Raw genomic sequence first — 26,573 nt, forward strand, 5'->3', positions numbered from 1 at the left:
ACACCGCGCGGCGGGTGTCAGACGAGCAGGCGGATCCAGCTGTCGGGGATGGCGCGACCCGCCGTCAGCCGGTCGTGGAAGGCGAGCGCCTGGTGGGCGAACATGGCGCACCACGTGTTGTGGAGGCTGCCCGACTCCGCGCGGGTGAACGGCAGTCCGCCGTCCTCCCCGATGTGCTCCACCAGGGCCGCGGCGACCGCGTCGAGCTGCTCGGCCCCCGCGGCGTCCAGCTCGTCGCGGCCCGCCAGGACGCAGCCGATCCGCAGCAGCTGGGCCAGGACGTCGGTGCGCACCTGGCTGCCGGGGCGCCCGTGCTCCTCGCGCAGGACGCCGTCGGCGGCCCGGTCGCTCAGGAGCCGGTAGGCCGCGACGAGTTCGCCGTGGTGCTCGCGGTGCCCGCCCGCCTCGGCCTGCAGCAGCCCCTCCAGGGCGTACAGGGCGGGATGGCTCATCGCGGGAAGGTCCGCCGCCAGGCCGGTGGCGTGCCGGGCCAGGGTGGCCCGGGCCGCGCTCCGCACGGACGGCATCTCGTCGGCCGGGGTGAGCGCCAGGACTCCGCCGGCCACCTTGAGCAGATGGGGCCCCGGCACGGTGGACCAGCGCGCGGGCGGCGCCGCCCGTCCCGGCAGCGGCACACAGGCCGCCCAGGCGCCGTCGGGATCCCGCAGGCCGTCGAGGGCGGCGCCGGTCCGCTCCCTGAGCCGGTGGGCGGCCGTACCGTCCGCCGGGCCCCCGCCCGTACCGGTGGCGCAGGCCCCGCGGTAGACCATGCCCAGGTCGAAGCTGAACAGGGCGGAGTTGCGCCAGTCGGTGCCGTCGCCCGCGCCCAGGAAGCTGCGGGTGCGCGGCCCGCCCGGCGCGGCCAGCTGCTCCGCCAGCCAGGTGACGGCCGCCGCACGGCGCTCCTCGACGGCCCCGGTGTCCGGGGCGTCCCGGGTGGTCTCCAGGAAGGCCAGCCAGGTGAGGTAGTAGCCGGTGATCTCGGGATAGGCGTACGCGGTGGCGGTGTCGTCGCCCGTGCCGCCCAGCACCCCGCCGGCGTGCGGTCCGGTGCGCAGCTGCGGACGGTCAAGGAGCCAGCTCTCCAGCACCGCGGAGGGAGCGGCCGTTCTCGTAAGCGTCACCGCGGTCCCCTAGTACAGCCGGACCGAGGCGTTCAGGAAGTCCCCGGTGATCGACGACACGTTGGCCATGGAGGACTTGACCGCGGCCTCCACCAGCGCGGCGTCGACCGGACCCTCATGGCCGACCATGACCTGCCACGGGTCGTCCAGACCGCGGCCCGCCTGGCCGATCACCCACACGCGGAACGCCGTGCCGAAGGTGGCGGCGAGGTCGTCGGCGATGCGCTGGGCGGCCACCGAGTAGACCTTGCCGGTGTGGTAGACCGGGTTCTTGCCGCAGGCGCCCTCCATCGAGTACGGGCGGGTGGTCGCGATGAGCCCGTTGGGGCGGTTGCCCCGGCCGACCAGACCCTCGTCGCCGCTCTCGATCGACGAGCCGGTCGCGGTGAGGTAGAGCTCGGGGATCTCCGGGTTGTCCCGGGTGTTGGTGTGCAGGGTGATCGCGTGGCCCGGCAGCATCCGCTCGGCCAGCTCGGTGATGATGCCGCGCGCTGTCTGGACGTTGGCGAGGTAGGCGGCGAGGTCCGGGACCTCGTCGGCGATCTGCGGCAGGCACATGGTGATGTCCGCCGACAGGCCGTTGCGCACCGCCAGGACCTTGATGTCGGTGCCCAGCCACGGCAGCGCGTGCACCCGGTGCAGCTCGTCCTCGACCTGGAGCACGAACGCCTCCAGCGGGCTGAACGGCGCGTACGCGGAGCCGATCGAGGTGTCGTTGCAGACCAGGTGGGAGAGCTCGCGCAGGTCGGACAGGTCACGGGGGGCGAACCAGTGGCGCCGGTAGGCCGTCTCGTCCGAGCTCGCGTCCACCTGGCCGGGGCTGCTGCCGCTGCTCAGGTTCCACAGGAACGTGAGGTCGTTCGCCGGGTCGATCTTGGGGAGGCGGGCGCCGAGGAACTCGCGGGTGGTCTCGACGATCAGCTGCTCGACGGGGATGTCGCGGTCGCCGAACCGGTCCGAGGTGCGGCCGTTGATGAGGACGCGGATCGGGGAGGTCATCCGCCCGCTGCCGAAGTCCACCTCGCTGCGACCGCCGAGCAGGCCGACCTTGTCGAAGTTGTGGTGCAGTACCGCGCCGAACTCCTTCAGCGTGTACTGGGAATACGCCACCGAAAGAGCCTCGGCCAGCCCGTCCGAAAGGGAGTCCGGGTGCCCGATGCCCTTTCGCTCGACTATTTCGAAGTCGGCGGACGGCGCCATTTCAACGACATTGACGTGCACGGGTGCCTCCAGGCAGGGGGGTGGGGACGGGGCGGAGCGGATGCGGCTCGGCCTGGATCATTCTTGGCCGCCCGGCCCGGTGAATGTCAACGCGCTGCCCTTGACAATGTGCCGGAAATATACCGGCGTTCGCGTGTGCCAGAAATATACCGGCGGCCACTACGGTGGCCGCCATGACTGACCCCCTCGCGCTGGACATATGGAAGCGTCGGCAATCCCTTCAGCCGGGGGCCTCGCCCCGCCGGCTCAGCATGCAGATCACGAACCTCTGCAACTCGCGCTGCACGATGTGCTCGATCTGGGAGATCTACCGCGACGACAAGGCCCTCTACCGGCAGGAACTGACGGGCGCCGAATGGCTGCGCGTGGCCGACCTCGCCATCGACCACGGGGTGCGGTCGATCGACGTGACCGGCGGCGAGCCCTTCCTGAAGGAGGGCGTGACCGAGCTGCTGGGCCATGTCCTGGGGCGCACCGGATTCGTCGCGGTGACCACCAACGCCCTCCAGCCCCGGCGCATCCTGACGGAAGTCGAGCGCATCCTGGAAGGGGCGCCGAAGGACTCGCTGTTCGTCGTCAGTGTTTCCCTCGACGGCTTCTCCGACACCTATGCGGAAATCCGCGGGGTGAAGAACGGATTCGCGCGCGCCGAGAAGCTGCTGCGCGGACTCGTCGCCCTGCGCGAGAAATACCCGCAGCTGAGCCAGCAGATCAGCTTCACCATCATGGACGCGAACGTCGACGAACTCGAACCCCTGATGGAGCACGCGCTGGGAACCGGCCTGATCCGGGAGCCGGACGACTTCAATTTCCGGCCCGTGGCCTCCGGTCACTACTACGCGAAGGAGAACACGGTCGCGCACCGCGAGAAGATCACCGCGGCGGTGCAGCGGCTCTGCGACAAGTACGCCTTCCGGCGGACCCTGCCGTTCATCGAGAAAATACCGCAGAGCGTGCGCGAGCCGGACCGGCTGATCCTGCCGTGCTACGCGCTGTTCGCCTCGATGTGGATCGATCCCTACGGCGGCGTCGCCCCCTGCGTCACCATGACCGAGGACGTCGTCGGCAACATCCGCGACACCGACCTCGACATCCTGCCGATCTGGACCGGACTCCAGGCCCAGCAGGCCCGCGAACGCATCGGCAAGGGCAACTGCGCGGTCTGCTGGACGGACTGCCAGGCCATGGAGAGCCTGGAGTACGAAGCGGCCGGAGCCGCGTCCGGGCTCGCCCCCACAACAGCCGCCGCTGGAACGGGAGTCGGGGCCGGAGCCGACGCGGGCGCGGGAGCGGTCGGGTGACGGCGCCGACGCTGCCGCCCGTCGACACCCCCGCCCACCGGCTCGACCCCTACCCGCTCTTCGCCCGGCTGCGCGAGCACGCGCCCGTCCACTGGGACCCTGCCAGGCGGTCCTGGTACGTCAGCCGGTACGACGACGTCGCGGAGCTGCTGCTGGAGCGGCGGCTCGGCGCCCACGACGACGCGGAGTGGATGAAGGAGCTGCCCGAGGACGAACACGCCGTCATCGCGCCCGTGGAGGACCACCTCGCGCGCTGGCCGGTCTTCTCCGACCGGCCGGCCCAGGCCGCGGTGCGGCGGCTGCTCCAGCCCGCGCTGACGCGCGGCGCCGTCGCCCCCTTCGCCGACGGCATCCGCGCGGACGCCCGCGCGCTCGCCGCGGCCCTGCCGGACGGGCCGTGCGACCTGCTCACCGACTTCGCGCGGCCCGCGGCGGTACGCACCGTCACCCGCCTCCTCGGGGCCCCGGCCCAGGAGGCGGGCGCGCTCCTGGAGGAGTGGTCGGACCGGCTCATCGCGTATCTGGGGCACTCCGGGGCGGACGCCGGCCTCGCGCGCGCCGCCGCGCCCGCCGTCGCGGGCCTGACCGACTTCGTGCTCGGCGAGCTGCTGCCCGCCGCGTCCGGGCCCGTCGCCATCCAACTGGCGCGCGCCCTCGACGAGGAGGGCGTGAGCGCGGCGGACGTGGTCGCGATGGTGGCGCAGCTGGTCACCGGCGGCATCGAACCGATGGCGACGGCCACGTGCGTGGCCGCGCTCCGGCCGCCGCCGCCCGCCACGCCCTGCGGCCACGACCTGCCCGCGTGGTCCGAGGAGACCGTCACGACCGCCCTGCGCCTGGACCCGCCCTTCCACTACGCGCCGCGCGAGGTGAAGGCCGACTTCGACTTCCGGGGCCACCGCTTGCGCACGGGCCAGCGGGTCGTGCTGCTGCTCGCCTCGGCGGGCCACGACACCTCCGGCCCGCCCCGGCAGCCGGGCACCTGCCCGGTCACCGGGAGCGGCGCGGGCGGCGCGGTCACCGCGAGCGGTACGGGTGCCGGACGCCACCTCGCCTTCGGCAAGGGCCGGCACTTCTGTCTGGGCGCGCCGCTGGCGCTGCTGCATCTGCGGGTGGTGCTGGAGGAGTTGCAGCAGGCCGGGGTCCTGGGCCGGGTGGACCGGGGCGGTGTGGTGCGTGAGCCCGTCCTGAGCATCACGTCCTTCGCCCGCTTCCCGCTCGGCCCCCGGCCGGCGGCCGTCAGCGCAGCTGGGGCAGGACCCGCTGCCCGATGAGCTCCAGGTGGTCGAGGTCGGTGAGGTCGCCCAGGTGCAGATAGAGCCGGGCGGCCCCGGCCTCGGCGTACCGGCCGATCGCGTCGACCACCTGGTCCACGGTCCCCACCAGCGCGCCGCCGGCGGCCAGTTCCCCGGGGGTGCCGCGGGCGATGACGGCCGCGCGCCGGGACACGTGCGCGGCGCTCTCGCCGACGCAGGCGATCTGCACGGCCGAGTACACCAGGTCGTCCGCCGGGCGCCCGTACTCCGCCACGGCCTCGCGGACCCGGGCGAAGCGCTCGGCCGTGACGTCGGCGGACGCGAAGGGGACGTTGAACTCGCTCGCGTACCGGGCGGCCAGCCGCGGCGTGCGGACGGCGCCGTGGCCGCCGACGATCACGGGCAGGGGCCGCTGGAGCGGCTTGGGCAGCGCGGGCGAGTCCGCCAGCCGGTAGTGGGCGCCCTCGAAGTGGAAGACCTCGCCGGCGGGCGTGTTCCACAGCCCGGTGACGATGGCCAGCTGCTCCGCCAGGCGGGCGACCCGCTCGCGCGGGAAGGGGATGCCGTACGCGGTGTGCTCCCGCTCGTACCACCCGGCGCCCAGGCCCAGTTCGACCCGTCCGCCGGACATCTGGTCCACCTGCGCCACCTGGACGGCGAGCACGCCCGGCAGCCGGAACGTGGCGGCGCTCATCAGGGTGCCCAGCCGGATGCGCCGGGTCTCGCGGGCCAGCCCCGCCAGCGTCGTCCAGGCGTCGGTCGGGCCCGGCAGCCCGTCCCCGCCCCCCATGCGCAGATAGTGGTCGGACCGGAAGAACGCGGCGAAGCCCAGCTCCTCGGCGGCCCGGGCGAGCCTCAGCAGGGTGTCGTACGTGGCGCCTTCCTGCGGCTCGGTGAAGACGCGCAGTTCCATCTCTGCTCCCGAAGAAGTGCGGTGTGCGGTGTCACCCGTGCGGTGTGGTCACAGGGCGACGGGGACGGCGCGCTGGGCCCCGGCGGCGAGCGGGCCCGGTGCGCGGCGCAGCGGCCGGGGACTGGTCACCGCGGTGTCGGCCAGGATGCTGTCGTGCAGGTTGCGCAGCTCCCGGCAGGGCTCGATGCCCAGGGTGTTGACCAGCAGCTGGTAGCCGCTGCGGTAGACGGCCAGGGCGGCGGAGCGGTCCCCGGCGCGGCTCAGCGCCAGCATGAGCTGGAAGCGGAAACGTTCCTGCATCGGATGGGCGATCACCATCCGCTTCAGCTCCGGCACCGCCTCGCGGTGGCGCCCGGTGTCCAGGAGCACCTGGAAGTAGTCCTCGTGCAGCATGAGGCGCATCTCCTCCAGGGAGCGGATCTCGCCCTCCAGCCACACCGTGCCCGCCAGCCGGGGCAGCGGACCGCCCCGCCACAGCCCGAGCGCCTCGCGCAGCAGGGTGCGCGCCCGCTCGGGGGCCCCGGAGCGGCGGGCCAGCTGGGCCTCCGCCGCCAGCGCCCGGCACCGGTCGAGATCGAGCTCACCGGGGCCGACGGCCAGGCTGTAGCCGCCGTGCGCGGTGCGGATGCGCTCCTCGCCGCCGGGGCCCAGGGTGCGGCGCAGCCGGCTGACGTACAGCTGGACGTTCTTGACGGCGGAGGCGGGCGGCGCCATGCCCCACAGCGCGTCGACGAGGTCCGCCATGGGCGTCGGCTGGTTGGCGCGCAGCAGCAGACAGGCCAGCAGCGCCTGCTGTTTGGTACTTCCCAGGGGAAGTCCCGCGCCGTTCCGGACGACCGCCAGCGGTCCCAGAACATGGAATTGCATCGTTCCTCCACGTGTCGTCCGGTCTCGGGCCATCTCTGCGGTGCGGTGCGGGCGCTGCCCCGGGTCAGCCGCCCCAGGAGGTGTCGTCGCACTTGGTGCGCGGCAGGCCCGGCGGCTGGGGACAGTGGTTCTGGGCGCCGTTCTCGGCGGCCTCGACGGTCGTGACGGCGGCGGGCGCGGCGGGCCGCGCCGTCACCGCGAGGACGGGAAGGGCGCAGGCGGCCGTCAGCACCGCGGCCCGGACGAGCCGTACGGTCAGGGAGGGGCGGGTCATGGTGTTCTCCTGCCTTCGAAGGGGTGCGGCCACCCCGCTCAGCGAGCGGGGTGGTGCAGGGGGGCGGGTAACAGTGCCGGCGCCAGGACGGCGAGCTGCACCCGGTTGCTGGTGCCGGTCTTGCGCCGCAGGCGGCGCAGATAGGTGTCGACGGTATGGGGGCTGAGCGCCATACGGCGGGCTATCTCGCGGTCGGTGAGGCCCTGGGCGAGGTGGCCGAGGACCTCCTTCTCGCGTGCGGTCAACGGCGTCTGGAGGGGGACGGGGTCGGTCATGACCGGTCTCCGGTGGATGGATGTCGATGGTGTGCGGGCCCCGGATCACGAATCCCCACTGGTCTTGACGGTGAACGTCTCGCCCCGGAACGCCTCCAGCTTGGCCGCCGCCACCACGCGCGCACCATGGGTTCCACCCGTCACCAAACTGCATGGCAGCAAAGAGAACGAGGGGCAAATCCGGCAATCGCCGTGATCAGTGCAGTCCGGGGGCGCCGGCCGGGGCGGCATCCGGACGCCCCGGCCGGGCCACACGCCGGACACCGCCGCTTCATGGGGTTCGTCACCCCCTCGGCCTATGCTGAGCGCTGTGTATTCACACGGCTCGCCGGAGAGCCGGTCGGCATCGGCGAGGGCAAGACATTGAGACAGAACAACGCGTCGGGTGATGCGCAGGGGCTGCGGGACTCCGACATAGCCGTCTACGTGGGGGTGCTGGAGCGGCGGTCGGGGGACGTGCCGGCGATCGCCGCGGCCACCGGGCTGAGCCAGGAGGAGACCGCCGACAGCGTCGAGCGGCTGCTGCGGCTGCGCCTGCTGCACACCGACCCGGACGATCCGGCCGTCTTCTTCGCGGTGTCGCCCGAGACCGCCTCCGCCCAGGTCGCGGCCCCCGTCGAGGCCCACATCCGCGAGCAGCAGCGGCAACTGGCCGAACTCCAGCAGGACTTGCACCGCTTCATGCCGTTCTACAACCAGCGGCGCTCCTCCTCGGAGGCGCTGGAGCTCCTGGAGAACGTGCAGGACGTGCGCGGCGCCCTCAACCAGGCGTCCGAGCGCTGCCGCGAGGAGATCATCGCCAGCCAGCCCGGCGGCGGCTCCCGCGTCCCCGAGGCGATGCAGGAGGCCCTGATCCGCGACCAGGCCATCCTCAAACGCGGCGTCCGCATGCGCACCCTCTACCACCACACCGCCCGCTTTAACGGCCCCAGCCAGGCGTACGTGGCGGCCGCCTCGGCGCTGGGCGGCGAGTACCGCACCGCGCACGAGCTGTTCGGCCGGATGATCGCCTTCGACCGCGAGCTCGCCTTCATCCCCGTACAGGACGGCAGTTGGGGAGCCGTCGTCATCCGGGAGCCGTCCACCGTCGCCTACCTGTGCGAGGTCTTCGAGCAGACCTGGGACCGGGCGACCCCCTTCACCGCCGCCGTCGGCCAGCAGCTGGAGACGGTCGCCCGCGAGATCCACGACACCGTCATCCGGCTGCTCGCCGCCGGACTCAAGGACGAGGCCATCGCCCGCCGCCTGGGCATGTCGCTGCGCACCGCCCGCCGCCACATCGCCGACATCATGGAGGAGCTGGGCGCCGAGAGCCGGTTCCAGGCCGGTGTCCGCGCCGCCGCCCAGGGGCTCCTGGACGACCCCGCCCCGACGGAACCGCCGGCCGCTCCCTGACGTCCTCCACCCCGGACGGCTGGGGGAACCACGGCCGCGCCGGGTGGGTCCCGCGCGGTCGGCGAGAGCCGTGAGTGAGTACGGGAGCGGTGGGCAGGAGCGCGAAGACAACGATTCTTCGTGACTGTCCCGGCGGCCCGCGGTGCGGCATGCTCGCGGGGACGGACACGACACGCCCAGGACCGCCTGGGCGCGAGCGGGCCGCACACCGGCACGGGGGACCCATGTACAGCGCGTCATCGGCAGACCAGCGGGCCCCGGCCCATGTGCGGGAACTGCTCCAGTTCCTCCACCTCTACCAGGATCAGGGGCCGGGCCTGTTGTGGCCCGAGCACGACCGCCCGGCCCACGACGGACCGGACGCCACCGCCGCCCTCGACGCAGAGGCCCGCGTACTGGCGGAGCTGACGGCGCTGCCGGTGGCCATCGAGAGCCACCGCGCGGCCGAACAGGGCACCCGGCCGCACGCCGACGCCTCGCCCGGACACCTCCTGGTGCACCAGGAGACGGGGGCGGGCTCCTGGCGCCTGCGCACCGAGTCCGCCCCGCCCGCGGACGGGGACGCGCGGGCGGACGGAGAGGCGGAGGAGTCCTTCCGCTGCCGCCTGCGCTCCAACGAGGTGCTGTACGTCCCGCCGGGCTGGAGCTGGCAGGCCGAACTCACCGCGGGCGCGGAACTGCTGCTGACCCGGTTGGGGCCGTACGAGGGAGGTGACGGCGGTGGTGAGGGCTTCGGCGCCGAGGACATCGGCGGTCAGGGCGTCGGCGCCGAGGGCGGTGCCGGGGCCGGCGCGATGACGCGGACCGGCCGGACGGCGACGGACCTGTTGGAGCCGCCGACGGGCGGAGCGTCGCCGGGCTGACCGTTGTCGGGCCGACTGTCGCAGGGCGGGTCGTCGCAGGGTCGCCGGTCGCCGTGCTGACTGTCGCGGGGCCGACCGCCAGGGGCCGACCGCCCGGGGCGCGCCGCCCCGTTCCTTCATCTCGCCGGGTGCGGCGGACGCGTGGACATGCGGGTGTCCAGCCGTCCAGCCGTCCCGGCGAGGAGTTTTTTCCGGCTCTTCCCTGCCTTGTGCCGATATGCACCCCGCCATCTTGCGGCCACGCAAGATAGTGAGGGGGCAGACACCTCGCGTCACACCGCCACCTCGGGCAACGTTGGCATCACACAACGCACACGCGTCGTCGCCCAGAGGACGACGTACAGACCCGGGGGGATCTCATGCTCAAGCGCATTGCCCGAGCCACCGCCGCCATCGCCGCCGCTCTCGTCCCGTTGGCCGCGCTGACCGCACTGGCCACACCGGCCTCGGCCGGAGACTGCAAGCACTCCGGCGGCGGCGCCGTCATGCTGGTCGCCGCCCACGCCGAGGCGACCAACGTGCAGCTGGGAGGCCCCAACTCCCAGCCGAAGTGCTCCACCGACACTTCCTGGGGAGGCTGAGCCGGCACCAGAGCGGCACACACTTCGCAGGACGCGTCCCGCGGGCGGAATGACCAGCCGCCCGCGGGACCAACCAGCCCACAGGCCCCGGTGCCGGCAGGCACACGCCGCCGGCACCGGGGCCTGTGCCGTGCCGTGCCGTGCCGTGCCGTACCGCCAAGTCCCGGCGTCCGGTAGGGCGTTGCCCGTAGAGAAGTGCGCGAACACACCCGCGCGAACACACCTGCGCGGATATACACCCGCGCGGATACACCCCCGCGATCGCCCGGCCCAAGGGCACCGAGTGCGGCGGGGTGTCGCGGGCCGCCCCGGCCCCAGGTGTGCACCACCGTGAACCACCCGTCCCGTGCGGGGCCGTCCCCTTTCCCCGGGACCGGCCCCCGGGACCTCTTGAGGAGCCGTACGCATGACGTACGCACAGTCGGCAGCCGTGCGAACGCCTCAACTCCCCGCTCCAGCAGACGAAGCGCCACGAGCCGCTTCGCCGTACCCGCCTTCTGAGCCGGAGGTAGTCGCGATTTCGCAGGTCAGGTGCTCCCCGCGCCGTCCCCCGCGGCCCGCCCCGGCGCAGCCCGGCCCGGCCGCCCCGCTCGAACTGGGCAACCCGCTCCGGCTGACGGAGACCATGCGCACCCGGCTGCTCGCGGCCGTACGGGCGCTGGTGACGGACCCGGCGCTGAAGGGCGCGGGCGACCCGGCGCGCCTGGCGGCCGTGGTGCTGATGGCGAAGGCCAGGGTGGCCGCCGACTACGGCACCCGGATCACCGCGAAGGAGCTCGGCCGGTGGCTGGGCCTGAAGCTGTCCCGCGTCGCCCACCAGGTACTGCCGGAGCTGCGCGAACGCGGCGTACTGGGCACGAAGGAGACGACGAGCGCGACCGGGCGGGTGACCGGTCTGGAGTGCTGGGTGATCCCGATGTACCGGGCGCAGCACGGCGGGGACCGCCGCCACGCCCTGGCGCTGTCGCGGGTGGAGCTGATCGTGCTGCTGAAGCTGACCGAGGTGCTGTTCGCGCCGGGCTGGGAGCACAAGGACGGCCGGACGATCCCGGCGGGCATGCTCGCGGACCGTACGGGACGCGGCGCGGCGACCGACCGGCTCGCCCTGCTCCTGCTGGTGCTGTCCGCCAACTCCCAGGGCTGGCTGCGGCTCTGCCCCGGCGGCGTGGACACCGGACGGGGCCGCCCGGCGGCGACGGCCGGACGGCTGCTGGACTGCTCACCGGCGGCGGGGGCGAAGGTGCTGTCCCGGCTCCAGGAGCGGGGTGTGCTGGCGGTGGAGCGGCGGGCGACGGCGTCCGGTCTGAACGCCCGCAGCCGGGTGCGGCTGCTGCCGGTGGCGCGGGCCCATGGCGTACCAGGCGTACGGGGCCGGGAGGCGGGCGAGGCGAACGAAGCGGGGTTCCCCGACCTCGCCGACAGTGCACCCGGAGATCATGAGGGGCAGGAGGAGGCGGTAACTCCGGTGGCCCGTGCGGCGGCTGGGGCGAGGGCCGCAGGAGCGGGGAAGGAAGAGGAGGGGTCCGGTCCGCCAGACCTCACCGATGCCGCACACTTTCACACCAGTCACGCTTCTGCGGTTGCTGCCGTTGGTCCCCTCTCGCTCTCCGTTGGCTTTTCCGGCGAAGGCCGTGGTGGGAACCGCGGTCTGCCGGACCGCGCGCCCGTGCGCGAGGACGAGGGCCCGCTGCGCGGGGAACAGCCGAGGAGGTCCCCGGCGTCGATCAGCGGAGGGCCGGGCCATGGCCCGACGAGTGGCTCTGCGGCGCGGGCCGGGCGGCAGCGCGGGAGGGTGCCCGCCCCGCCGCAGGACCTACGGGCGGCCCTGGCCCCGGTGGACCTGCTCTGGGCCCGCCTGGAACGCCCGGCCACCCGCAGACGCGTGGAAACCGCGACCCGGAGTGAGCTGGCGCGGGTGACGGGCTTCGCGGGCCGGACGGATGCACCGCAGGTCCTCGCGGCCCGGCTGGCCCGACGCCTGGAGGACCAGCTGCGACTGGGCGGACCGATCCAGGACCCGGCGGGCTGGCTGATGGGCCGGGGCCTGCCGCAGCGTCAGGGGTGCGGCGATGTGCGGTGCGACGACGGGACGCTGCTCGACTCGGGGCGGGGCTGCCCGCGCTGCGAGGAGAGACAGGCGGACCGCCGCGCCCAGCGCCGTACGGTCGCGACCACGATCGAGGCGAAGATGCCACACGCCTCACAGGGCGAACGCCGCACGGCGACGGAGCGGCAGTTGCACGCGGAGGTGACGGCGCGGGCGTGGATCCGCGAACGCGGGTGGGCCGAGATCCGCGAGCGGCGGGCGGCGACGGCGAAGGCGCGCACAGGGGCGGCGGCACCCCCTGCGGCGCCGATGCCCCCGCGCCCCCGCGCCGAACCCGCCCCGGAGCACGAGCAGGAACAGGAACTGGCCCTGGAGGACCTCACGCGCGAGCAGGTGCGTGGCTGGCGGGTACGGGGGCTGAAGGACCACCGGGTGGTGCTCGACCACATGGACCGGTACGGGGAAGGGTCGGCGAGACGGTTGTTCAGCAACCGGTTGGTGGACCAGGTGCGGCGGTTGGAGGGCACGCGATTCCTGGTCCTGGGGCACGCGGAGGCGTGAGGTGTGCCGAAGTGGGCCGGGGGCGTTGTTCGGCTTCGGGACCCTGGAGCCGGGGCGAGCGGGACGCGGTTGGTGCGGGTCGATGCGGGGGTCAGTGGAAGCCGAGCATGCCGGGTGTGTCGATGCCGATGGCGAGGATGCCCGGGGGGTACTGGTCCTCGTTGGCGGTCAGGAGGATCGGCATGCCGCCGGTGCCGGTGCGGCGCAGTGCGGTGTAGAGGGCGTGGCAGGTGTCCATCCCTCCGTAGCCGTCGCGGAACATCGCGCCCACAGCGGGGGCGTCGATCTGTCCGAGTGTTTCGACGTCGGTGCACGGATATCCGAGGACGGCCTGGGCGGCGTGCGGCTGGGTGGCCTCGGCCTGGGCCAGACACAGCGCCGGCACGAGGAGCCGGTCGCCGGACGCGGTGACGTTGACCGCGAGCGCGTTGAGCACCTTGTGCCCCGCTGCCATGGCGACGACGGCGCTGGTGTCCAGGATGATCACGCGGCGTCCCTGCCGGGCATGGCCAGAACCTTCTCCGCCGCGATGCGCCGCAGATTCCCCAGCACGTCGAGCGTCGCGAACTCCTCATCGCTGATGTCGACGCCGACGACCTGACGGGCGTGCGCCCGTGCCGCCGCCACCTGCTCGGCGCGCTGCGCGGCGGTGGGCTCCGCAGCGGCGAGGACGTCGACGAGCTGTCCGATGCTCAGCCCGCGTTCCTCGGCGAGCTCGGCCAGATGGTCGCGAGTCTGCTTCGTCACCTGGATCGTGGTGTTGGCCATAGATGGACCATAGCACTCCTATAGGGGGGCGGGCAGGAGCAGGATCTGGCCCTGGAGGACCTCACGCGCGAGCAGGTACGGGGGCACGCCACCTGGGGGCATGCGTAGGCGGTGGCCGGGCGTCGCGTGCGCATGCGGGCCCACGCAGCGGACCGTGCCGCTTCACGGGTCGGTCCATCCCTGCACGCCGGGCGGACGGGGGCGCGAAGCGGGTCTAGGCTGGGGATATATCCCTGGTGAAGGGGGCCTGAAATGCCCGATGAGCATGGTCAGTTGACGGTCGACGGCGATTTGCTGCGGGTGCTGCGGGAGCGGCGGGGGCTGACGCGTGCCGCGCTGGGTGGTCTGGTGGCCCGCACCGAGGACTGGGTGAAGAAGGCGGAGCGGGGCGAGCGCTCGGTGCGTACGCTCGCGATGATGATGCGGCTGGGGCACGTGCTGGGCTGCACGGACATCAGCGAGCTGACCGGCGTGGCCGAGATGTCGATCCCGATCGATGTCGGCGGCCGTATGTCGCATCCGGGTGCGGTCGCTCTGCGGGCGGCGGTCCATGCCCCGCTGTTCGCGACGGTTTCCGGTACTGCGGAGGATGTGGGCGAGCTCGCCGGGCGGGTGCGCCAGTCGTGGGAGGTCTGGCATACCGTCCGTCACCAGCGCACTGCCACGGCCGCTGTGCTGCCGGGCCTGATCGCGGCGGGGCACGCCACCGTGCGCGCGTCCGAGGGGGCGGAGAAACGCCGGGCGGCGGTCGCCCTGGCGGAGACGTACGCCCTGGCGCAGCAGTACGCCGCGCACACGGTGGAGCCGGAGTTGTACTGGGTGATCGTGGACCGGGCGCGTATGGCGGCCGAACAGGCCGACGATCCGGTGGCCCTGGCCGGGGCGGCGTGGATCGTGGGCAACGGCCTGCGGGTGACGGGCCACACGGAGGAGGCCCTGCGCATGGTGGGGGAGGCCGCCGACACGCTGCGCCCGCAACTGGAGAGCGGCTCGGACCGGCTGCGCGCGACCTTCGGGAGCCTGTGTCTGCACGCGGCGGTCACCGCTGCCCAGGAGCGCCGGGAGGGCGACGCGTGGCGCTGGCACGACGAGGCCGACCGCACCGCGAAGCAACTGGGTTCCTACGTGCATCCGTGGACGATGTTCGGCCCCGGCAACGTGGCCGTCCACGCGGTGAGCATCTCGGCCGAACTGCACACGCCCGGCGCGGCAGTGCAGACACTGGCGCGTACGCAGCCGGACGCGATCCCTTCGACCGAGCGGCGCAGCAGACTGTTCCTGGACGCGGCGAAAGCCGAGTACCAACGGCGTGAGACATCGGGGGCGCTGACCTATCTGCGCCTGGCCTACGAGACGTCGCCGGAGGCGGTGCGCTACGTCCCCTCCGGCCGCGCGCTGGCGGCCGACCTGGCGCGCACCACGACCGGCGTCCTGTCGCATACGGCCCACCGCCTGGCCGACGACATCACGGCGGTCGCCGCCTGACGGTGCCCGCCCGGGTCCCAAGGGGGACGGCCTGTCCCCCTTGGGACCCGGGGACGGGCTGTCCCTGGCCGCGCCCGAATTCCGGCCTACGGTCGGGGGGTTATGACCCCTGACGAGGGACGGCTGTCATGCAGAGCCCGGAGTATGTGGTGGACACCGCGAATGGCGATCGGGTCGGGGTGGTGGAGGAACGGTACGAGGGGAGCGTGTATCTGCGTCCGCCCGGCGGGGGGACGCAGTGGGCGACGGCGCCGCAGTCCCTGCGCCGCCCGACCCGCCACGAGCTGATGCGGGCCCGGGTGCTGGACACCCCGGTGCGGGGGCGGGGGTGATGTGGGCGTGGTCGGTGGGGCCGCCGTTCACGGGACCGGAGCACGGCTCGGGGCCCGTGAGCGGACCGGATCCCGCGTACGACGTGGGCTCGGCCGGCGCCGCCGACTGCGAACTGTGCGCGGCATGGTGCGCGGAGCGGGAGGCGGCGCGCCAGGAGCGGGAGCACGGGCGGGTGCGGCGGGCGGCGGGGGAGCTCGTCCGCCATCCCGACCACCGGACATGGCCCGGCGGGGAGGCGGTGCGGTGAGCGTGTGGCGCACTCCGCGTGGAGTGGTCCACCGGCTCCTGCGGCACCCGGACAGCGAGGTGACCCTCACGGCCCGCTGCATGTCCGGTGACGGCTGCTCCTGGGAACTGGACGCGACCAGTGACCTGGACGACGGAGGTGTCGCGATCATCGAGCACACGGCCGGGACCGGGCACACCCTGTTCGCGCGCAGCGTGGAGGACATGGCCTGCGTGGTGCTGACGACCCATCAGGACCCGCCCCGGCGCGCGGGCGGTCCCCGGCCGGAGCCGGAGACCGCCGAGGAACACGAACGGCCGCGGGCGGAGTGGTGAGCCGGTTCATGGTGATCGGCCCGAGCCGCCACGGCCTCGGGTACTGCCACCGGATCACCCGTGACGCGTGGTCCGGTCAGGTCCTGGCCCTGCGCTGCCCCGGGTGCCACCAGGGGGTGTGGGTGGACGGCCGCCAGCGGATCGCCCGCCACCACAAGAGCCCCGACGTCCCGGACGCGTGCGGCCTGTCCGGCCTCCACGTGATCGACACGGCCCGCGCATAAACTCCCGGGCCCGGGTCCGGCCCATCCCAGAACGGCCCCGTACCGGGGGGACCGGGGTGCCGGGGTGCCGGGGGGGGGACCGGGGGGGGTGCCGGGGGTCCATGGGCGGACCCCACCCAGTCACAGCGGCGCCCTTCACCACGCTCCCCTCGCCCGCGCGGCGAGCACTCGGCCCGGGACCCGGCGTTGGTGAGGAACGCCCGACCTGGTGAACTTGCCGTACCGGTCCCGCGTCTTCCCACGCGAGCGCCCACCGACCGCCCAGGAGAACAGAACGTGCCGCACGAGGACGCCGAGCCGACGGAGCGAACCGAGCAGGAGGAGCGAGCCGCGCAGAAGGAGCGCGCCGGGCAGCAGGGAGGTGGCGAGCCGGGGCATACCGGTCACGCCCTGGAGCCCTGGTGGGCGGACCTCGGGACGTGGGGAGCCGTCGCGCTCATCGCGTTCGGCGCTCTCGCGGCGATATGGGTCTTCCTCCGGCTGCCCGGCACCCCGGACGAGCCTCCGACCGGGTACTACGGCGCCGCCAAGGTCATCGCCATCGGCCTGGTGACGGTGGGGTGCGCGGTGATGGGCCGCCGCCGTTCCCGCACCGGCGCCGCGCACGTGGAGGAGACGGGCGAGCGGGCGGGTCAGCGGGCCGAGGGGCGGGCGGAGCAGCCGTGACCGTACCCTCGCCGGAGGACATCCGCGCGCTGCACGAGAAGCACGCCCCCTCCCGGGAGGCGTTCGCGCTCGTCTGGACCCACTGCGAGATCGTGTGGCGGATCGCCGAAGGGCTGCTGGACCGCTGGGAGGAGACGGGCCCGGAAATGGCAGCGGGGGTGGACCGTGCGCTCGTACGGGCCGGATGTCTGCTGCACGACATCGGCGTCTACCGCCTCTACGACGACAACGGCCGCCTGGACCAAGCCAATTACCTACGCCACGGGGTGCTCGGCCACGGGCTCCTCGCCGAGGAAGGCTGGCCCGAGTCGTTGTGCCGGTTCTGCTCCTGCCACACCGGGGTAGGACTGACCAGGCACGACATCGAGCACCAGCGCCTGCCGCTGCCGCCCGGCGACTACCTCGCGCGGACGGTCGAGGAGCGGTTGGTCATGTACGCGGACAAGTTCCACAGCAAGACCACACCGCCCACGTTCCTCACCGCGGACAGCTACGCCGCCAAGGTCTCCCGCTTCGGCGCCGACAAGACGGTCGCCTTCCGGGAGTTGAGGGCGGTGTTCGGGGAGCCGGAGCTGGGCGGGCTCGTCGCCGAGTACGGGCATGCCGTGCGCTGAGGGCGCACACGGCCTCGGCCGCTGCGTACGGCGCCACCCCGTACTCCGCTACTCGGCCACGACCCCCGTGTTCTGGCAGGCGGTCAGCAGCCAGCGGCCGTCGGCCTGCTTCGACACCACGTACAGCGGCGCGCCCTCGCTCTCCTCGCCCGGGGTCAGATAGCGCTGGCGGACCTTGACCGCCGCCACGTCCGGGCGGATGAAGAGGATGTGGGCCACCTCGTAGGTGACCTTGCCGTCCCAGTTGGCGGCGGGGAGGACCTTGCGGGTGAACGCGGCGATCGCGTCGAACCCGATGAGGACTTTGCCGCGGGCCGTCGTCCAGACCGCGTCCGGGTGGAAGAGCCCGAGGAACTCCTCGGGGTCCTTGTTCTGCTGAGAGTGCTCGACCGTGGCGAGGAGCTGGTGGATCGCTTCGATGTCGGCCGTGGGGGCCGAGGTTTCCGTGGTCATGTGGATCATCGTCGTACCTCCAGCATGGTTGAGGTCAAGGGCAGGGGGGTGAGGAGACGGGGGCTGCCTCCTGCGCGGCGGAGACGCCGGGCGCGCCGACGGCTCGGGAGGTCTCCATGGCGTGCGAGCTCCTGTCTCGGACGTGGGGAGCGGAAGGCGTGGGGGTGTGGGGGTGGGGAGTTAGGGGGATCGCGGGGCGGGATGCGTGGTGCGGCAACCGGTGTGGACCTGGCATCCGCCCCGCCCTCGCCCGCTGTGGATGGGTACGGGGCGGGCGAGGGCGGGCGCCCCCGTTGTGCGACGCCCCGCGTACGCGTCCCTCCCGGACGAGGGGAAGGCCCGGCGGTGAGCCGGCCGGTCATGACCGGAGGTGCGAAAGGCGCGGTTCAACGATCGACCGCCCGGTATCCGCGTGGATAGACTTTTGCGCAAGGATGCAAATGTTGTGCGGCCAACTCACCGACGCACGGGGGATGCCAGGGTGACAAGGGTCAGTTTGACGAGGGACGACCGCGAGCGGACACGGCCGGGGCGGACGCCGTCGCCCGGACCGCGACCGGGGGCGGCGGCGCGCCTCGACGACGTACTGAACCTGCTGCCGCTGCCGGGCGTCTCCTGGCACGAGGGCGAGCCGCGCCGGGGCGGGCCCGTCGACCCCGAAGAGGCGTTCGTGGGGCGGACTTTGGGATTGCGGGTCCATGGCGGCGCGAGTGCGCGCGTACGGATCGATCCGCCGGGCGAGTCGGGAACGGCCACCCGCTGCCGGACCACCGCGACCGCCCCGGACGACTCCACCGCACCCGACGCCGACACCCCGGCCCGTGCGCTGGTGTCGGTCCTGGGGGCGACGAGGGCGGCGGCCCTGCTCGCGGTGGTGCGGACCCCGGCCCTCACCACCGGCCAACTCGCGACCACCCTGGGAATCTCCCCCGCCGCCGCCTCCCGCCACGCCTCCGTCCTGCGCGACGCCGGCCTGATAGCCACCCTCCGCAACGGCCAATCGGTCCACCACGCCCCGACGCGGCTCGGCAGGAGGTTGCTGAACGGGGCAACCACCGCTGCCGCCCCTCCCCACTAGTCCCAACTGGTCTGAGACGCGGGCAGATCCACCGCGACCCACCTCGACCGCTCTTGGGCAATCCCGATGCGCGCCCGGACGCGTATCTGGAAGACCGCGTCCGCCGCGCGATGTCGGTGTGGACGCGGGTCGGACCGGAGGCCGAGCAGCGGGCGGTACGCGACCTCCGCGCCGACCTCGACTCCGGCCGCTGGGCCGAACGCAACCGCGGCCTCGCCGCCCTCGACGCGGCCGATCTCGGCCTTCGTCTGCTGGTGGCTTGAGGGGGGGGGAGTGGGGGCGGGGGACCATCCCGGTGGCGCCTTGGGGCGGGTGGCCCCAAGGGCCGGGAACGGCGGGAGGCGGGCCGGGTCAGCCGCCGAGGGGCAGGCCGCCGGTGAGGTTGGAGGCGACGGGGCCGGTGGGCAGGCCGTTGAGGAGGCCGCCGACGAGGTCGCCTCCGGCCGAGGGGTTCGGCCCGACCGCGGCCTGCGCGGTGGCGGTGGTCGCGGACAGGGCCGCTCCCGCGAGGACAACGGCTGCGAGGACGTGCTTCACATCGATCATGCCTAGCTAACGCTCCGGCTCCCCGTCCGTCACGCACGCCCGTGCAACGCGCCGGGGCGCCGCCCGCCCGGCGGGAGGGTCCGGGGCGGCGCTGGGGGGTGGGGTGGGCTGCGCGGACGTGTACGCGTACGTACGCGGACCTGCTCTCCCACGTACGCACGGGGGCGGGGGGACGTGCTCGCGCACGGGAATGCCGCAGGCCGTGGCCCGCCCCCGTACACGGGTCGGGCCACGGCCTGCGCGGCTGCTGGTCAGTTGTTGACGCAGGTGTTCCCGAAGGCCGGGTTCAGCGCGCCGCCGAGGTTGGCGGTGTTGCCGCAGACGTTCACCGGAACGTGCACGGGAACCTGGGCCATGTTGCCCGAGAGGACGCCGGGGGAGTGGGCGGCAGCGCCCTGGGCGTCGGCGTCGGCCGCGGCGGCACCCGCACCGGCGAGAACTCCGGCCGAGGCCAGGGCGACAGTGGAGAGGACGGTCTGCATGCGCATGGCTACCCCAGTTCAACGAACGTCGTGGTCATTCACGTTGGTAACCCGCAGAACACCACACCGGGCCCGGCTTTCGGCCCGCGCAAGCGTCCTTTGCGGCCAGGACCCACTCAACCGGACTAACGATGCCGTCCGCCCGGCGCACGGGGCGTTGTCAGTGGGGTGCCGCATGATCGGTGTGTCAGTGCTTCGCGGTTCTTCCACGAGGATCTCGGGGCTTCCACGGGGATGGGGACAACCATGCCGATCACCAACCAGCAGGCGGCGGAACGTGCGTTTCTGCGACCGCTGTACGCCTCCGACTACTACCCCGACCACGTCGTCGACCTGGGCAGGGCGATCCTGATACGGCTCTGCGAGCGCATCGAGGCCGAGCGGCCGTCGGACCTGGCGGCGCTGTACGTACTGACGCAGGCCGCGACGGAGGAGTTCAACCTGCTGGAGGCGGAGTTCGAGGCGGCCGGGAGCGAGATGGAGACGGTGGCGCGCGAGGAGATCGCCGAGGACTTCTGGTTCGTGGCGTCGGCGTACGGGTTCGCGGACGCGGATGTGGAGGAGCTGATCGCGACGAGGGAGTGGTGAGGGCCGGGACGCTGGTCGGCGTGTGCGGCGCGGCCGGACGCCTCGTGCTGCGCGGCCGAATACGTCGGTCGGGGCGGCCGTGCAACGCGGTGGCCGGTCAAAGCGGTTGTGAGCAGCCTGACGGGTCTCGAACAGGGTCACGCCCAGGCCCGAAACACAGTCGGCCGGCGGATCACGGCGTAGGTCGGGTGCGGCTGCGGGCTGTCGGCAACGCCGATGCCGGTTCGGGGTGACGAGGGCTGTACGGGGCTGAGGCCGCCGCGGCCGGTTCGTCAGAGAGCGGCCGGAAGCCGGAACCGTACGTCGGTGAGTTGTTCCGAGAGTTCCCACAGGCGGTGGCCGGTCCGGGGGTCGGCCGCGGCGGTGGACGGCTGCACCCGCGTCGGGCCGCCGCGCAGCTCGGCGAAGCCGTCCGGCCCGATGAACTCACCGCCCCGCGCGTCCGGGGCGGTGGCCGCGTACAGCTGGGGCAGCGCACCCTGCTCCGGGCGCTGGGCGAGCGGGGCGAGGATGCGGCCGAACAGCACCTTCACCAGGGCGACCGGTGCGCTCGTCTGGAGGTTGGTGGCGGTGTATCCGGGGTGGGCGAGCACGCTGCGCACCGGGCTGCCGGCCGCGGTCAGCCGCCGGTGGAGCTCCAGTCCGAAGACGGCGTTGGCGAACTTCGACTGGTTGTAGAACCCCATGGGCGAGTACGTGCGCTCGCCGGCGAGGTCGTCGAAGTGGAGGTGCCCCTGCCGGTGGTTGGTCGAACTCACCGTGACCACGCGGGGGTTGTCGCCGTCGGTCAGCAGGTCGAGCAGGAGGCCGGTGAGCGCGAAGTGGCCGAGGTGGTTGCAGGCGAACTGCGACTCGTGGCCCTGGGCGCTCAGTGAGCGGGGCGGCGCCATCAGGCCGGCGTTGTTGACGAGCACGTCCAGCCGCGGATGGTCGGCGTGCAGCTGATCGGCGAAGGCCCGGACCGAATCGAGGTCGGCGAGGTCGAGGCGGCGCACCTCAAGGGCGGCGCCGGGCTGCTCGGCGGTGATCTCTGCGGCGGCCCGGTGGCCCTTCTCCTCGTCGCGTACCGCGAGGATCACGTGCCCGCCCTTGCGCGCGAGTGCCCGGGTGGTCGCGAGGCCGAGGCCGCTGTTGGCTCCGGTGACGACACACACCCGCTCGGCCTGGTCCGGGATCCGATCGGCGGTCCAGCGCTGGTTCTTCCTCATGCGGCACACGTTGCCTTCGATGGCACTTGGTGTCAAGTGGTTACCGAGTGCCATGGATGGCATGGCGATAGGATGGCCCGGTGAGCCCCCACCCTGAAGTCACCATGGCCCAGCGCAAACGCCAGCTCGTCTCCAACGAGCTGAGCGAAGCGGCGCTGCAGCTCCTGGCGCTGAGGGGGTTCGACGCGGTCACCATTGACGAGATCGCGGCCACCGCCGGCGTGTCCAAGCGAACGTTCTTCCGGTACTTCGCCTCCAAGGAGGACGTGGTCGTCCAGTTCCTGGCCGACATGGGCACCGGCATGCGCGCCGCGCTGGCGTCCCGTCCCGTAGAGGAGCAGCCTTCCGAGGCCCTGCGGCACACCGTCTGGGTCTCCATGGCCGCCTGCGCCGACCATTCCGACCGGGCACTGCGCGTGGTTCAGCTGATCCTGCGCACCCCCGCCCTGCGCGCACGCTTCCTGGAGCGCCAGGACCAGTGGCGCGACGACCTGGCAGCGGAGTTGGCGCAGCGCCTGGGGCGCGACCCCGGCACCGATCTGTACCCGCAGCTGGCCGCCGGGATGGCGCTCAACGCCTTCGACGCCGTGCTGCGACGGTGGAGCGGCAGCGACGGCGCCGAGGATCCCGCCGAACTGACCGACCGGGCCTTCGCCACCATTGCCCCAGCGCTGGACTCTGTTGAGTGAGCGGTCGGTTCGGTCAGCCTGAGTGAGCCGACGGTTCGCTCAGCCGTGAGGACAGCGCGGGACGGTGCGGGCACACCCGGAGCCCGGGGGCGTCGACGGCCGGGCGGGGTCGTGCCGTTCCGTGCAGCGACTGAAGCGACTGGGGCCCGGAGTCGCGTACCGGCCGCGCCGGGGCCGGGCGGACGGGCTCTCCCTCCTGGCCTGCGCCGATAAGGGCGAGGTAAAAGCGCCATAGGCGGCGGGACCGGTTCTGCGGCAGGCTCGGCGGTCCGAAGCGGGGCAGGGACCGGAAGAGGTGTCGAGCGTGGCAGAAGCGACGGTGCGGGCGAACGAGACGACGGTGCCGGTGCTGCCGTGCGTGTCGGTGGAGGAGACGCTGGAGTTCTACCAGGCGCTGGGTTTCAAGGTCACCCACCAGCAGACCCGGCCCTATGTCTATCTGGCGCTGGAGTGGAGCGGCTTCGCGCTGCACTTCGGGACGCCGCCGAAGAACATCGACCCGGGCCGGGAGGACGCCGGCGCCTGCCTGGTCCTGGTCGACGCGGTCGCGCCGTACCACGCGGAGTTCACCCGGGCCCTGCGCGCCGCCTACGGCAAGGTCCTGGCCAAGGGCAGGCCGCGCATCACCCGGTACAGGCCCGGGGCGAGCCGGTTCACCCTCGTCGACCCGTCCGGGAACACGGTCATCTTCATCCAGCGGGACGAGCCCGCCGAGCTGGAGTACGGCGGCTCCAAGAGCCTCACGGGCCTGGCCAAGGCGCTCGACAACGCCCGTATCCACGCCGAGTTCAAGAGCGACGACCGCACCGCCCTGCGCGTGATCACCACGGCGATGCGCAGGTACGGGGACACCGCCCCGCCCCTGGACGTGGCCCGCGCCCTCGCCCACCTCGTCGAGCTCGCCACCTCCCTGGAGGAGCCCGACGGCGTCGAGGAGTGGCTGCGCCGACTGAACGCCCTCGACCTCACCGACGCCGAACGCCATGAAGTCACCGAAGGACTCCGCACCGCCGACGCACTCCACCTGTGGCGCACCGAGGCGGCCCCGGAGGACCCGCAGGGCCCCGAAGAAGGGGCGGCGGACACGCCCTGACCCGTTCGCCGGGTCGGCCTCCGATGCGATGAGCCGTGCCCCGTACCTGCGTACCCCCGAGTCGCACCGGGCCGGGCCAGAGGGGGCGCCGGTCCACCGGCCGGATCAGAGCGGCGGCGTCTCCGTACCGGCCCCGGACGACGGAGACGGCGACGGAGACGGGGAAGGCAGCATGTTGCCGTCCTCGTCGAGCGGTACGTGGATCGCGAAGGGTTCGTTGCCCGCCGGGTCGGAGGGGCGGGGGCCCTCCGGGCCCTCGGGGCCCCAGCGCACCATGCGGCGCGTGCGGGCGATGCGGTAGACGCGGCCCAGGACCTCCAGCTCGTTGACCGGTGCGGCGCGGAGCCGGTCGGCGCCCGCCACGTACGCGGCCAGCGCCGTCGCCGTGCGGGCATCGCAGTTCCCGGCGGCGAGCGTGGCGCGGGCGTCGGCGCGTACGTCCTCCAGGAGGCCGTGCCGGTAGGGCTCGAAGCGCAGCAGGGAACGCGCCAGCGCCCTGCGGGCGTCGTGCGCGCTGGGGTGCGGGATGCCGGCCGGCTGCCACCCCGCGCTGTTGCGTTCCACCACGGTGAACGTCGCGGGCATCAGCACCACGTCCGGGTGCGCGTCGCGGGCCCGGCGCGAGTCCTCCCGTACGTCGTCGGGGAAGCGGGCGCCGGAGTAGACGAGTTCGCGCAGGGCCAGCCGTTCGGCGGCCTGGGCCGGGGTGATCGGGGCGTCCGGGTCCAGGACCAGGCCGTCGTCGGTCTGCGGTTTGGTGGTGCGGGAGTCCCAGTCGGGCACGGCGGGCTCCGGGTCGCTCGGCCGCGGCAGTTCTATGCCCTCGGGGCCGGCGCCCGCGTACTCCTCCACGCGTATGACGCGGTAGCGGGTCCCGAGGACGGTGAGTTCGCCGACGCGCTCGCGCTCCAGCAGGGCGACCGCCTCCAGCAGCGCGCGGCGCTCCGTCCGGTCCATGGGGTCGTTCTTGGCCCGGCTCCAGAACAGCGAGTTCAGGCTGTCGCGGGCCTCCTGCGGATCGGCCGCGGCCACCGCGCCCACCACCCGCCACCGGGGACCGTCCTGCGCGGCCACCCCGAACACCGGGCCGCGCACCGCGAAGCCGCCCGCCCGCAGCACCGCGTCGACGGCGTCCGCCTCCGCCACCGCCTCGACCGGCTCCACCGGAAGCCGCACGACCAGTGGCCGCGCCCCGCCCAACCCCTCATGCCCATGGCTCATACCCCCATCGTGGCGAGCCCGGCCCGGCATTCCGGCGGACTCGGGACTTTTGCCCCGCGCTGCCGGGGTTCGCGAGATCCTGTGCGGGTGTTGTGACTTGGGGGCGGTGGGCATGGTGCGCCGTGGTCGGAAAGGGGCCCGAGCGGTTCCTTTCCGTCCCGGCCACAACGGCCCCGGTCCGTGGCCGCGCGATGCCCACCCGCAGTGTGCTGCCCGGACTCAGGGGTACGGGAAGGGCCCCACGACATGGGTGCACGCAGGTTCGCAGCCTCCTCGCTGCTCCCGGCTTCCCCCGGTCCGCCCCTGGTCCGCGGGGCACCGCCGGTCAGCTTCGGCGCGCTCGGTCCAGGCGCTCATTCCGTGCGGCGAAACGACGTTACGCTGCCGCGCATGGCTGACGCTTTCGTCACCGGTGGCGAGCACCCGTCGTGCGGCATCTGCCCCTCGCGCCGTTTCCCGCTCGGTGAGTTCGACGTGTTCGAGCGGCCGTGTGCGGAGGCCCCGTTCAATCCCGTCGACGGCCACCGGTACACAGCGGCCGGCGTCCCGGTGTGCGTGCACCCGCACAAGGTGGGGCTGCCGCCGGGCCGGTACAAGACCGACGGCATCCCGTTCACGGTGGAGCTGGAACTGCCGGACAGCCCGGCTGCCCTCGATACGTATCTGTACGAGGTGATGCACAGCGCAGCGCCCGGCGCCATGACGACAGCCCTGCGCTTGGCGGTCTCGTCCTTGCCGAACCAGTACCGCTCGTTCAGCGGTCCCCACGCGGCCCGGTAGACCTGGTGGGTGTAGTCGCCGTGGTCCCACGCGCCGATGGCCTCGCGGTCGGTGGCGTGGACGAACTTGACCCCGGTCCGGTCCTGGATGCGGGACAGGACGGTGAACTGCGCGGCGAGCGCGTGGATCATCTCGTCCACCGGGATCGCCACGGGGACTTCCGCGGCCTCCTCGTCGCCCTCGGTCATCTCATAGACGGCCGACTTGATCGCCATGGCGCGCATGGCCTCGGGGAACAGGGGCTCGGTGTCGTGCGCGATGTCGAACTCGTCGACGAGGGCGTAGCCCAGGAAGCTGGTCCAGTCCTCGTCGTACTTCGCGCACGCGGTGCGCAGCCGGTCGTACTCCGGGTCGGCCTCGACGGTCGCCAGGATCTGCCGGGCTCGCTCCGCGACCCGTTCTGGGACCGGTCGTACTAGCGTTACGGACACTGCTGCACTCTCCTTCGGTTGGGTGCATCGGTGGACCCGCCCGGCTGCCGACCGCCGTCATACGGGGCAGGCGGGCGGGGGCTCATGGGGTGTGCGTACGTTCGGCGACACCTGGCCCAGTGCTTCGGCAAGGCACCAATCGGTGACTGGGTGGGGGTCCATGAGGTCCGCGAGTTGTGCGGCATGGCCGCACAACCAGCGGACGACCCGCCTCGGTGTGATCACGTAGTTCAGGGCGAGCCACGGCCTCGCGCTCACCGCTCCGCCCCCTTGGCGATGGTCTGCGCGAGCTGCCGGACAACGGCCGGGTGGGCGTTGCCCAATTCGACCAGGACCGTCTGGTTGGCCCCGCAAGGCTCATCGATCCCCAGGGAAGGGAGGGTGATGTTGGCGGTGCAGAGTGCTCGCCGTAGATCCTTCAACGCCTCCTCCGCGACGGCCCACGGATCTCCGGCATCCGGCATGGTCAGTGGGGGAGGCCCGAGGACCTCGATCAGCCGATGCACCACGTCGTCCCGGACCGGCTCCACGTCCACGTACGCCCGTCCCCCTATCGGGGCAGCCGCACCCACCGGGAGGTAGAAGCCCCGGGCCAGCAAGGCCAGGTGCAGCTCCTCGGCGAGTTGCGCCCCGATGCGTCGCGCTTCGCTGTGCGTGTCCACGGTGCCCCAGCTC

32 protein-coding genes and 1 pseudogene are annotated in these 26,573 nt (G+C 73.1%); 18 read left to right on the forward strand and 15 right to left on the reverse strand.

Annotation, left to right across the window (positions count from 1 at the left end):
* Window positions 1-17 precede the first annotated feature (17 nt).
* Together AB5J87_RS38495 and AB5J87_RS38500 are read right to left on the reverse strand one after the other, a co-directional pair.
* Window positions 18-1,124, reverse strand: a complete 1,107-nt coding sequence (locus AB5J87_RS38495; protein WP_369383974.1) for a hypothetical protein — start codon at window positions 1,122-1,124, stop codon at window positions 18-20.
* A 9-nt stretch (window positions 1,125-1,133) separates the two neighbouring features.
* Entirely contained in the window at window positions 1,134-2,324 is a 1,191-nt protein-coding gene (locus tag AB5J87_RS38500; RefSeq protein ID WP_369383975.1) for a methionine adenosyltransferase, read from the reverse strand.
* Between the two features lie 194 nt (window positions 2,325-2,518).
* Between AB5J87_RS38500 and AB5J87_RS38505 the strand changes: the two genes are divergently transcribed.
* Window positions 2,519-3,646, forward strand: a complete 1,128-nt coding sequence (locus AB5J87_RS38505) for a radical SAM/SPASM domain-containing protein (RefSeq protein ID WP_369383976.1) — start codon at window positions 2,519-2,521, stop codon at window positions 3,644-3,646.
* Window positions 3,643-4,920: a cytochrome P450 gene (locus AB5J87_RS38510; RefSeq protein ID WP_369383977.1), complete on the forward strand. Its 1,278-nt coding sequence runs from the start codon at window positions 3,643-3,645 to the stop codon at window positions 4,918-4,920. The genes AB5J87_RS38505 and AB5J87_RS38510 overlap by 4 nt, the downstream gene beginning before the upstream one ends.
* Here the strand turns inward: AB5J87_RS38510 and AB5J87_RS38515 are convergent.
* The 4 genes from AB5J87_RS38515 to AB5J87_RS38530 form a co-directional block, all read right to left on the reverse strand.
* Entirely contained in the window at window positions 4,886-5,815 is a 930-nt protein-coding gene (locus AB5J87_RS38515) for an LLM class F420-dependent oxidoreductase (RefSeq protein ID WP_369383978.1), read from the reverse strand. The two genes, AB5J87_RS38510 and AB5J87_RS38515, sit on opposite strands and share 35 nt — an antisense overlap.
* 48 nt (window positions 5,816-5,863) lie before the next feature.
* Window positions 5,864-6,682: a BTAD domain-containing putative transcriptional regulator gene (locus AB5J87_RS38520; RefSeq protein WP_369383979.1), complete on the reverse strand. Its 819-nt coding sequence runs from the start codon at window positions 6,680-6,682 to the stop codon at window positions 5,864-5,866.
* 64 nt (window positions 6,683-6,746) lie between these two features.
* Entirely contained in the window at window positions 6,747-6,956 is a 210-nt protein-coding gene (locus AB5J87_RS38525) for a hypothetical protein (protein WP_369383980.1), read from the reverse strand.
* Window positions 6,957-6,994: 38 nt separating this feature from the next.
* Window positions 6,995-7,231 carry a response regulator transcription factor gene (locus tag AB5J87_RS38530; protein ID WP_369383981.1) on the reverse strand — a complete coding sequence of 79 codons (237 nt, stop codon included), beginning with the start codon at window positions 7,229-7,231 and terminating at the stop codon, window positions 6,995-6,997.
* 273 nt (window positions 7,232-7,504) lie between these two features.
* On the opposite strand from AB5J87_RS38530, the gene AB5J87_RS38535 reads away from it, so the two are divergent.
* The 4 genes from AB5J87_RS38535 to AB5J87_RS38550 all read left to right on the forward strand — a co-directional run bounded on the left by AB5J87_RS38535 (window position 7,505) and on the right by AB5J87_RS38550 (window position 12,678).
* Complete coding sequence (locus AB5J87_RS38535) at window positions 7,505-8,626, forward strand: LuxR C-terminal-related transcriptional regulator (RefSeq protein ID WP_369383982.1); 1,122 nt, start codon at window positions 7,505-7,507, stop codon at window positions 8,624-8,626.
* A 224-nt stretch (window positions 8,627-8,850) separates the two neighbouring features.
* A complete protein-coding gene (locus AB5J87_RS38540) occupies window positions 8,851-9,489 on the forward strand; it encodes a hypothetical protein (RefSeq protein WP_369383983.1) in 639 nt (212 codons plus the stop codon).
* A 359-nt stretch (window positions 9,490-9,848) separates the two neighbouring features.
* Window positions 9,849-10,070, forward strand: a complete 222-nt coding sequence (locus AB5J87_RS38545; RefSeq protein WP_369383984.1) for a hypothetical protein — start codon at window positions 9,849-9,851, stop codon at window positions 10,068-10,070.
* Between the two features lie 625 nt (window positions 10,071-10,695).
* Window positions 10,696-12,678, forward strand: a complete 1,983-nt coding sequence (locus AB5J87_RS38550; protein WP_369383985.1) for a hypothetical protein — start codon at window positions 10,696-10,698, stop codon at window positions 12,676-12,678.
* Window positions 12,679-12,769: 91 nt separating this feature from the next.
* Here AB5J87_RS38550 and AB5J87_RS38555 read toward each other — a convergent pair whose 3' ends face one another.
* Both AB5J87_RS38555 and AB5J87_RS38560 read right to left on the reverse strand, forming a co-directional pair.
* A complete protein-coding gene (locus tag AB5J87_RS38555; protein ID WP_369383986.1) occupies window positions 12,770-13,165 on the reverse strand; it encodes a hypothetical protein in 396 nt (131 codons plus the stop codon).
* Entirely contained in the window at window positions 13,162-13,446 is a 285-nt protein-coding gene (locus AB5J87_RS38560) for a hypothetical protein (RefSeq protein ID WP_369383987.1), read from the reverse strand. Before AB5J87_RS38560 ends, AB5J87_RS38555 begins: the two co-directional genes overlap by 4 nt.
* Before the next feature lie 252 nt (window positions 13,447-13,698).
* Between AB5J87_RS38560 and AB5J87_RS38565 the strand changes: the two genes are divergently transcribed.
* The 7 genes from AB5J87_RS38565 (at window position 13,699) to AB5J87_RS38595 (ending at window position 17,329) form a co-directional block, all read left to right on the forward strand.
* On the forward strand, window positions 13,699-14,931 hold the full coding sequence (locus AB5J87_RS38565) for a multiprotein-bridging factor 1 family protein (protein ID WP_369383988.1): 1,233 nt from the start codon (window positions 13,699-13,701) through the stop codon (window positions 14,929-14,931).
* A 128-nt stretch (window positions 14,932-15,059) separates the two neighbouring features.
* Window positions 15,060-15,263 carry a hypothetical protein gene (locus tag AB5J87_RS38570; RefSeq protein WP_369383989.1) on the forward strand — a complete coding sequence of 68 codons (204 nt, stop codon included), beginning with the start codon at window positions 15,060-15,062 and terminating at the stop codon, window positions 15,261-15,263.
* A gap of 56 nt (window positions 15,264-15,319) precedes the next feature.
* The gene (locus tag AB5J87_RS38575) at window positions 15,320-15,511 is read left to right on the forward strand and encodes a hypothetical protein (protein ID WP_369383990.1); all 192 of its coding nucleotides are present in this window, start codon (window positions 15,320-15,322) and stop codon (window positions 15,509-15,511) included.
* A complete protein-coding gene (locus AB5J87_RS38580) occupies window positions 15,508-15,825 on the forward strand; it encodes a hypothetical protein (RefSeq protein ID WP_369383991.1) in 318 nt (105 codons plus the stop codon). The genes AB5J87_RS38575 and AB5J87_RS38580 overlap by 4 nt, the downstream gene beginning before the upstream one ends.
* Window positions 15,822-16,049: a hypothetical protein gene (locus AB5J87_RS38585; RefSeq protein WP_369383992.1), complete on the forward strand. Its 228-nt coding sequence runs from the start codon at window positions 15,822-15,824 to the stop codon at window positions 16,047-16,049. Before AB5J87_RS38580 ends, AB5J87_RS38585 begins: the two co-directional genes overlap by 4 nt.
* Window positions 16,050-16,325: 276 nt before the next feature.
* Window positions 16,326-16,715 (forward strand): hypothetical protein, encoded by a 390-nt coding sequence (locus AB5J87_RS38590; RefSeq protein ID WP_369383993.1) that lies wholly within the window; start codon window positions 16,326-16,328, stop codon window positions 16,713-16,715.
* The gene (locus tag AB5J87_RS38595) at window positions 16,712-17,329 is read left to right on the forward strand and encodes an HD domain-containing protein (RefSeq protein ID WP_369383994.1); all 618 of its coding nucleotides are present in this window, start codon (window positions 16,712-16,714) and stop codon (window positions 17,327-17,329) included. The genes AB5J87_RS38590 and AB5J87_RS38595 overlap by 4 nt, the downstream gene beginning before the upstream one ends.
* Window positions 17,330-17,377: 48 nt before the next feature.
* On the opposite strand, the gene AB5J87_RS38600 is transcribed toward AB5J87_RS38595, so the two are convergent.
* The gene (locus AB5J87_RS38600) at window positions 17,378-17,782 is read right to left on the reverse strand and encodes an SgcJ/EcaC family oxidoreductase (protein ID WP_369383995.1); all 405 of its coding nucleotides are present in this window, start codon (window positions 17,780-17,782) and stop codon (window positions 17,378-17,380) included.
* A gap of 496 nt (window positions 17,783-18,278) precedes the next feature.
* Here AB5J87_RS38600 and AB5J87_RS38605 point away from each other — a divergent pair, with 496 nt between their 5' ends.
* Window positions 18,279-18,860, forward strand: coding sequence for an ArsR/SmtB family transcription factor (locus AB5J87_RS38605; protein ID WP_369383996.1), 582 nt, complete (start codon window positions 18,279-18,281; stop codon window positions 18,858-18,860).
* A gap of 71 nt (window positions 18,861-18,931) precedes the next feature.
* A pseudogene (locus AB5J87_RS38610) lies at window positions 18,932-19,123 on the forward strand (MerR family transcriptional regulator); the annotation flags it as partial.
* Between the two features lie 88 nt (window positions 19,124-19,211).
* Here the strand turns inward: AB5J87_RS38610 and AB5J87_RS38615 are convergent.
* Together AB5J87_RS38615 and AB5J87_RS38620 are read right to left on the reverse strand one after the other, a co-directional pair.
* Window positions 19,212-19,406 carry a hypothetical protein gene (locus tag AB5J87_RS38615; RefSeq protein WP_369383997.1) on the reverse strand — a complete coding sequence of 65 codons (195 nt, stop codon included), beginning with the start codon at window positions 19,404-19,406 and terminating at the stop codon, window positions 19,212-19,214.
* A gap of 251 nt (window positions 19,407-19,657) precedes the next feature.
* Window positions 19,658-19,888, reverse strand: coding sequence for a chaplin (locus AB5J87_RS38620; protein ID WP_369384194.1), 231 nt, complete (start codon window positions 19,886-19,888; stop codon window positions 19,658-19,660).
* Window positions 19,889-20,134: 246 nt separating this feature from the next.
* Between AB5J87_RS38620 and AB5J87_RS38625 the strand changes: the two genes are divergently transcribed.
* Window positions 20,135-20,476: a DUF5713 family protein gene (locus AB5J87_RS38625; protein ID WP_369383998.1), complete on the forward strand. Its 342-nt coding sequence runs from the start codon at window positions 20,135-20,137 to the stop codon at window positions 20,474-20,476.
* Between the two features lie 272 nt (window positions 20,477-20,748).
* On the opposite strand, the gene AB5J87_RS38630 is transcribed toward AB5J87_RS38625, so the two are convergent.
* Window positions 20,749-21,684, reverse strand: a complete 936-nt coding sequence (locus tag AB5J87_RS38630; protein ID WP_369383999.1) for an oxidoreductase — start codon at window positions 21,682-21,684, stop codon at window positions 20,749-20,751.
* Between the two features lie 104 nt (window positions 21,685-21,788).
* Between AB5J87_RS38630 and AB5J87_RS38635 the strand changes: the two genes are divergently transcribed.
* Together AB5J87_RS38635 and AB5J87_RS38640 are read left to right on the forward strand one after the other, a co-directional pair.
* Window positions 21,789-22,373 (forward strand): TetR family transcriptional regulator, encoded by a 585-nt coding sequence (locus AB5J87_RS38635; protein ID WP_369384195.1) that lies wholly within the window; start codon window positions 21,789-21,791, stop codon window positions 22,371-22,373.
* A gap of 304 nt (window positions 22,374-22,677) precedes the next feature.
* Window positions 22,678-23,466, forward strand: a complete 789-nt coding sequence (locus AB5J87_RS38640; protein WP_369384000.1) for a glyoxalase — start codon at window positions 22,678-22,680, stop codon at window positions 23,464-23,466.
* Between the two features lie 105 nt (window positions 23,467-23,571).
* Here AB5J87_RS38640 and AB5J87_RS38645 read toward each other — a convergent pair whose 3' ends face one another.
* From AB5J87_RS38645 to AB5J87_RS38655, 3 genes are all read right to left on the reverse strand, one after another.
* Entirely contained in the window at window positions 23,572-24,687 is a 1,116-nt protein-coding gene (locus AB5J87_RS38645; protein ID WP_369384001.1) for a DUF5954 family protein, read from the reverse strand.
* Window positions 24,688-25,040: 353 nt separating this feature from the next.
* Window positions 25,041-25,898 carry a hypothetical protein gene (locus tag AB5J87_RS38650; protein WP_369384002.1) on the reverse strand — a complete coding sequence of 286 codons (858 nt, stop codon included), beginning with the start codon at window positions 25,896-25,898 and terminating at the stop codon, window positions 25,041-25,043.
* A gap of 254 nt (window positions 25,899-26,152) precedes the next feature.
* A complete protein-coding gene (locus AB5J87_RS38655; protein ID WP_369384003.1) occupies window positions 26,153-26,560 on the reverse strand; it encodes a hypothetical protein in 408 nt (135 codons plus the stop codon).
* Between the last annotated feature and the right edge of the window lie 13 nt (window positions 26,561-26,573).

It is taken from the genome of Streptomyces sp. cg36 (assembly GCF_041080675.1).
Classification (GTDB): Bacteria; Actinomycetota; Actinomycetes; order Streptomycetales; family Streptomycetaceae; genus Streptomyces.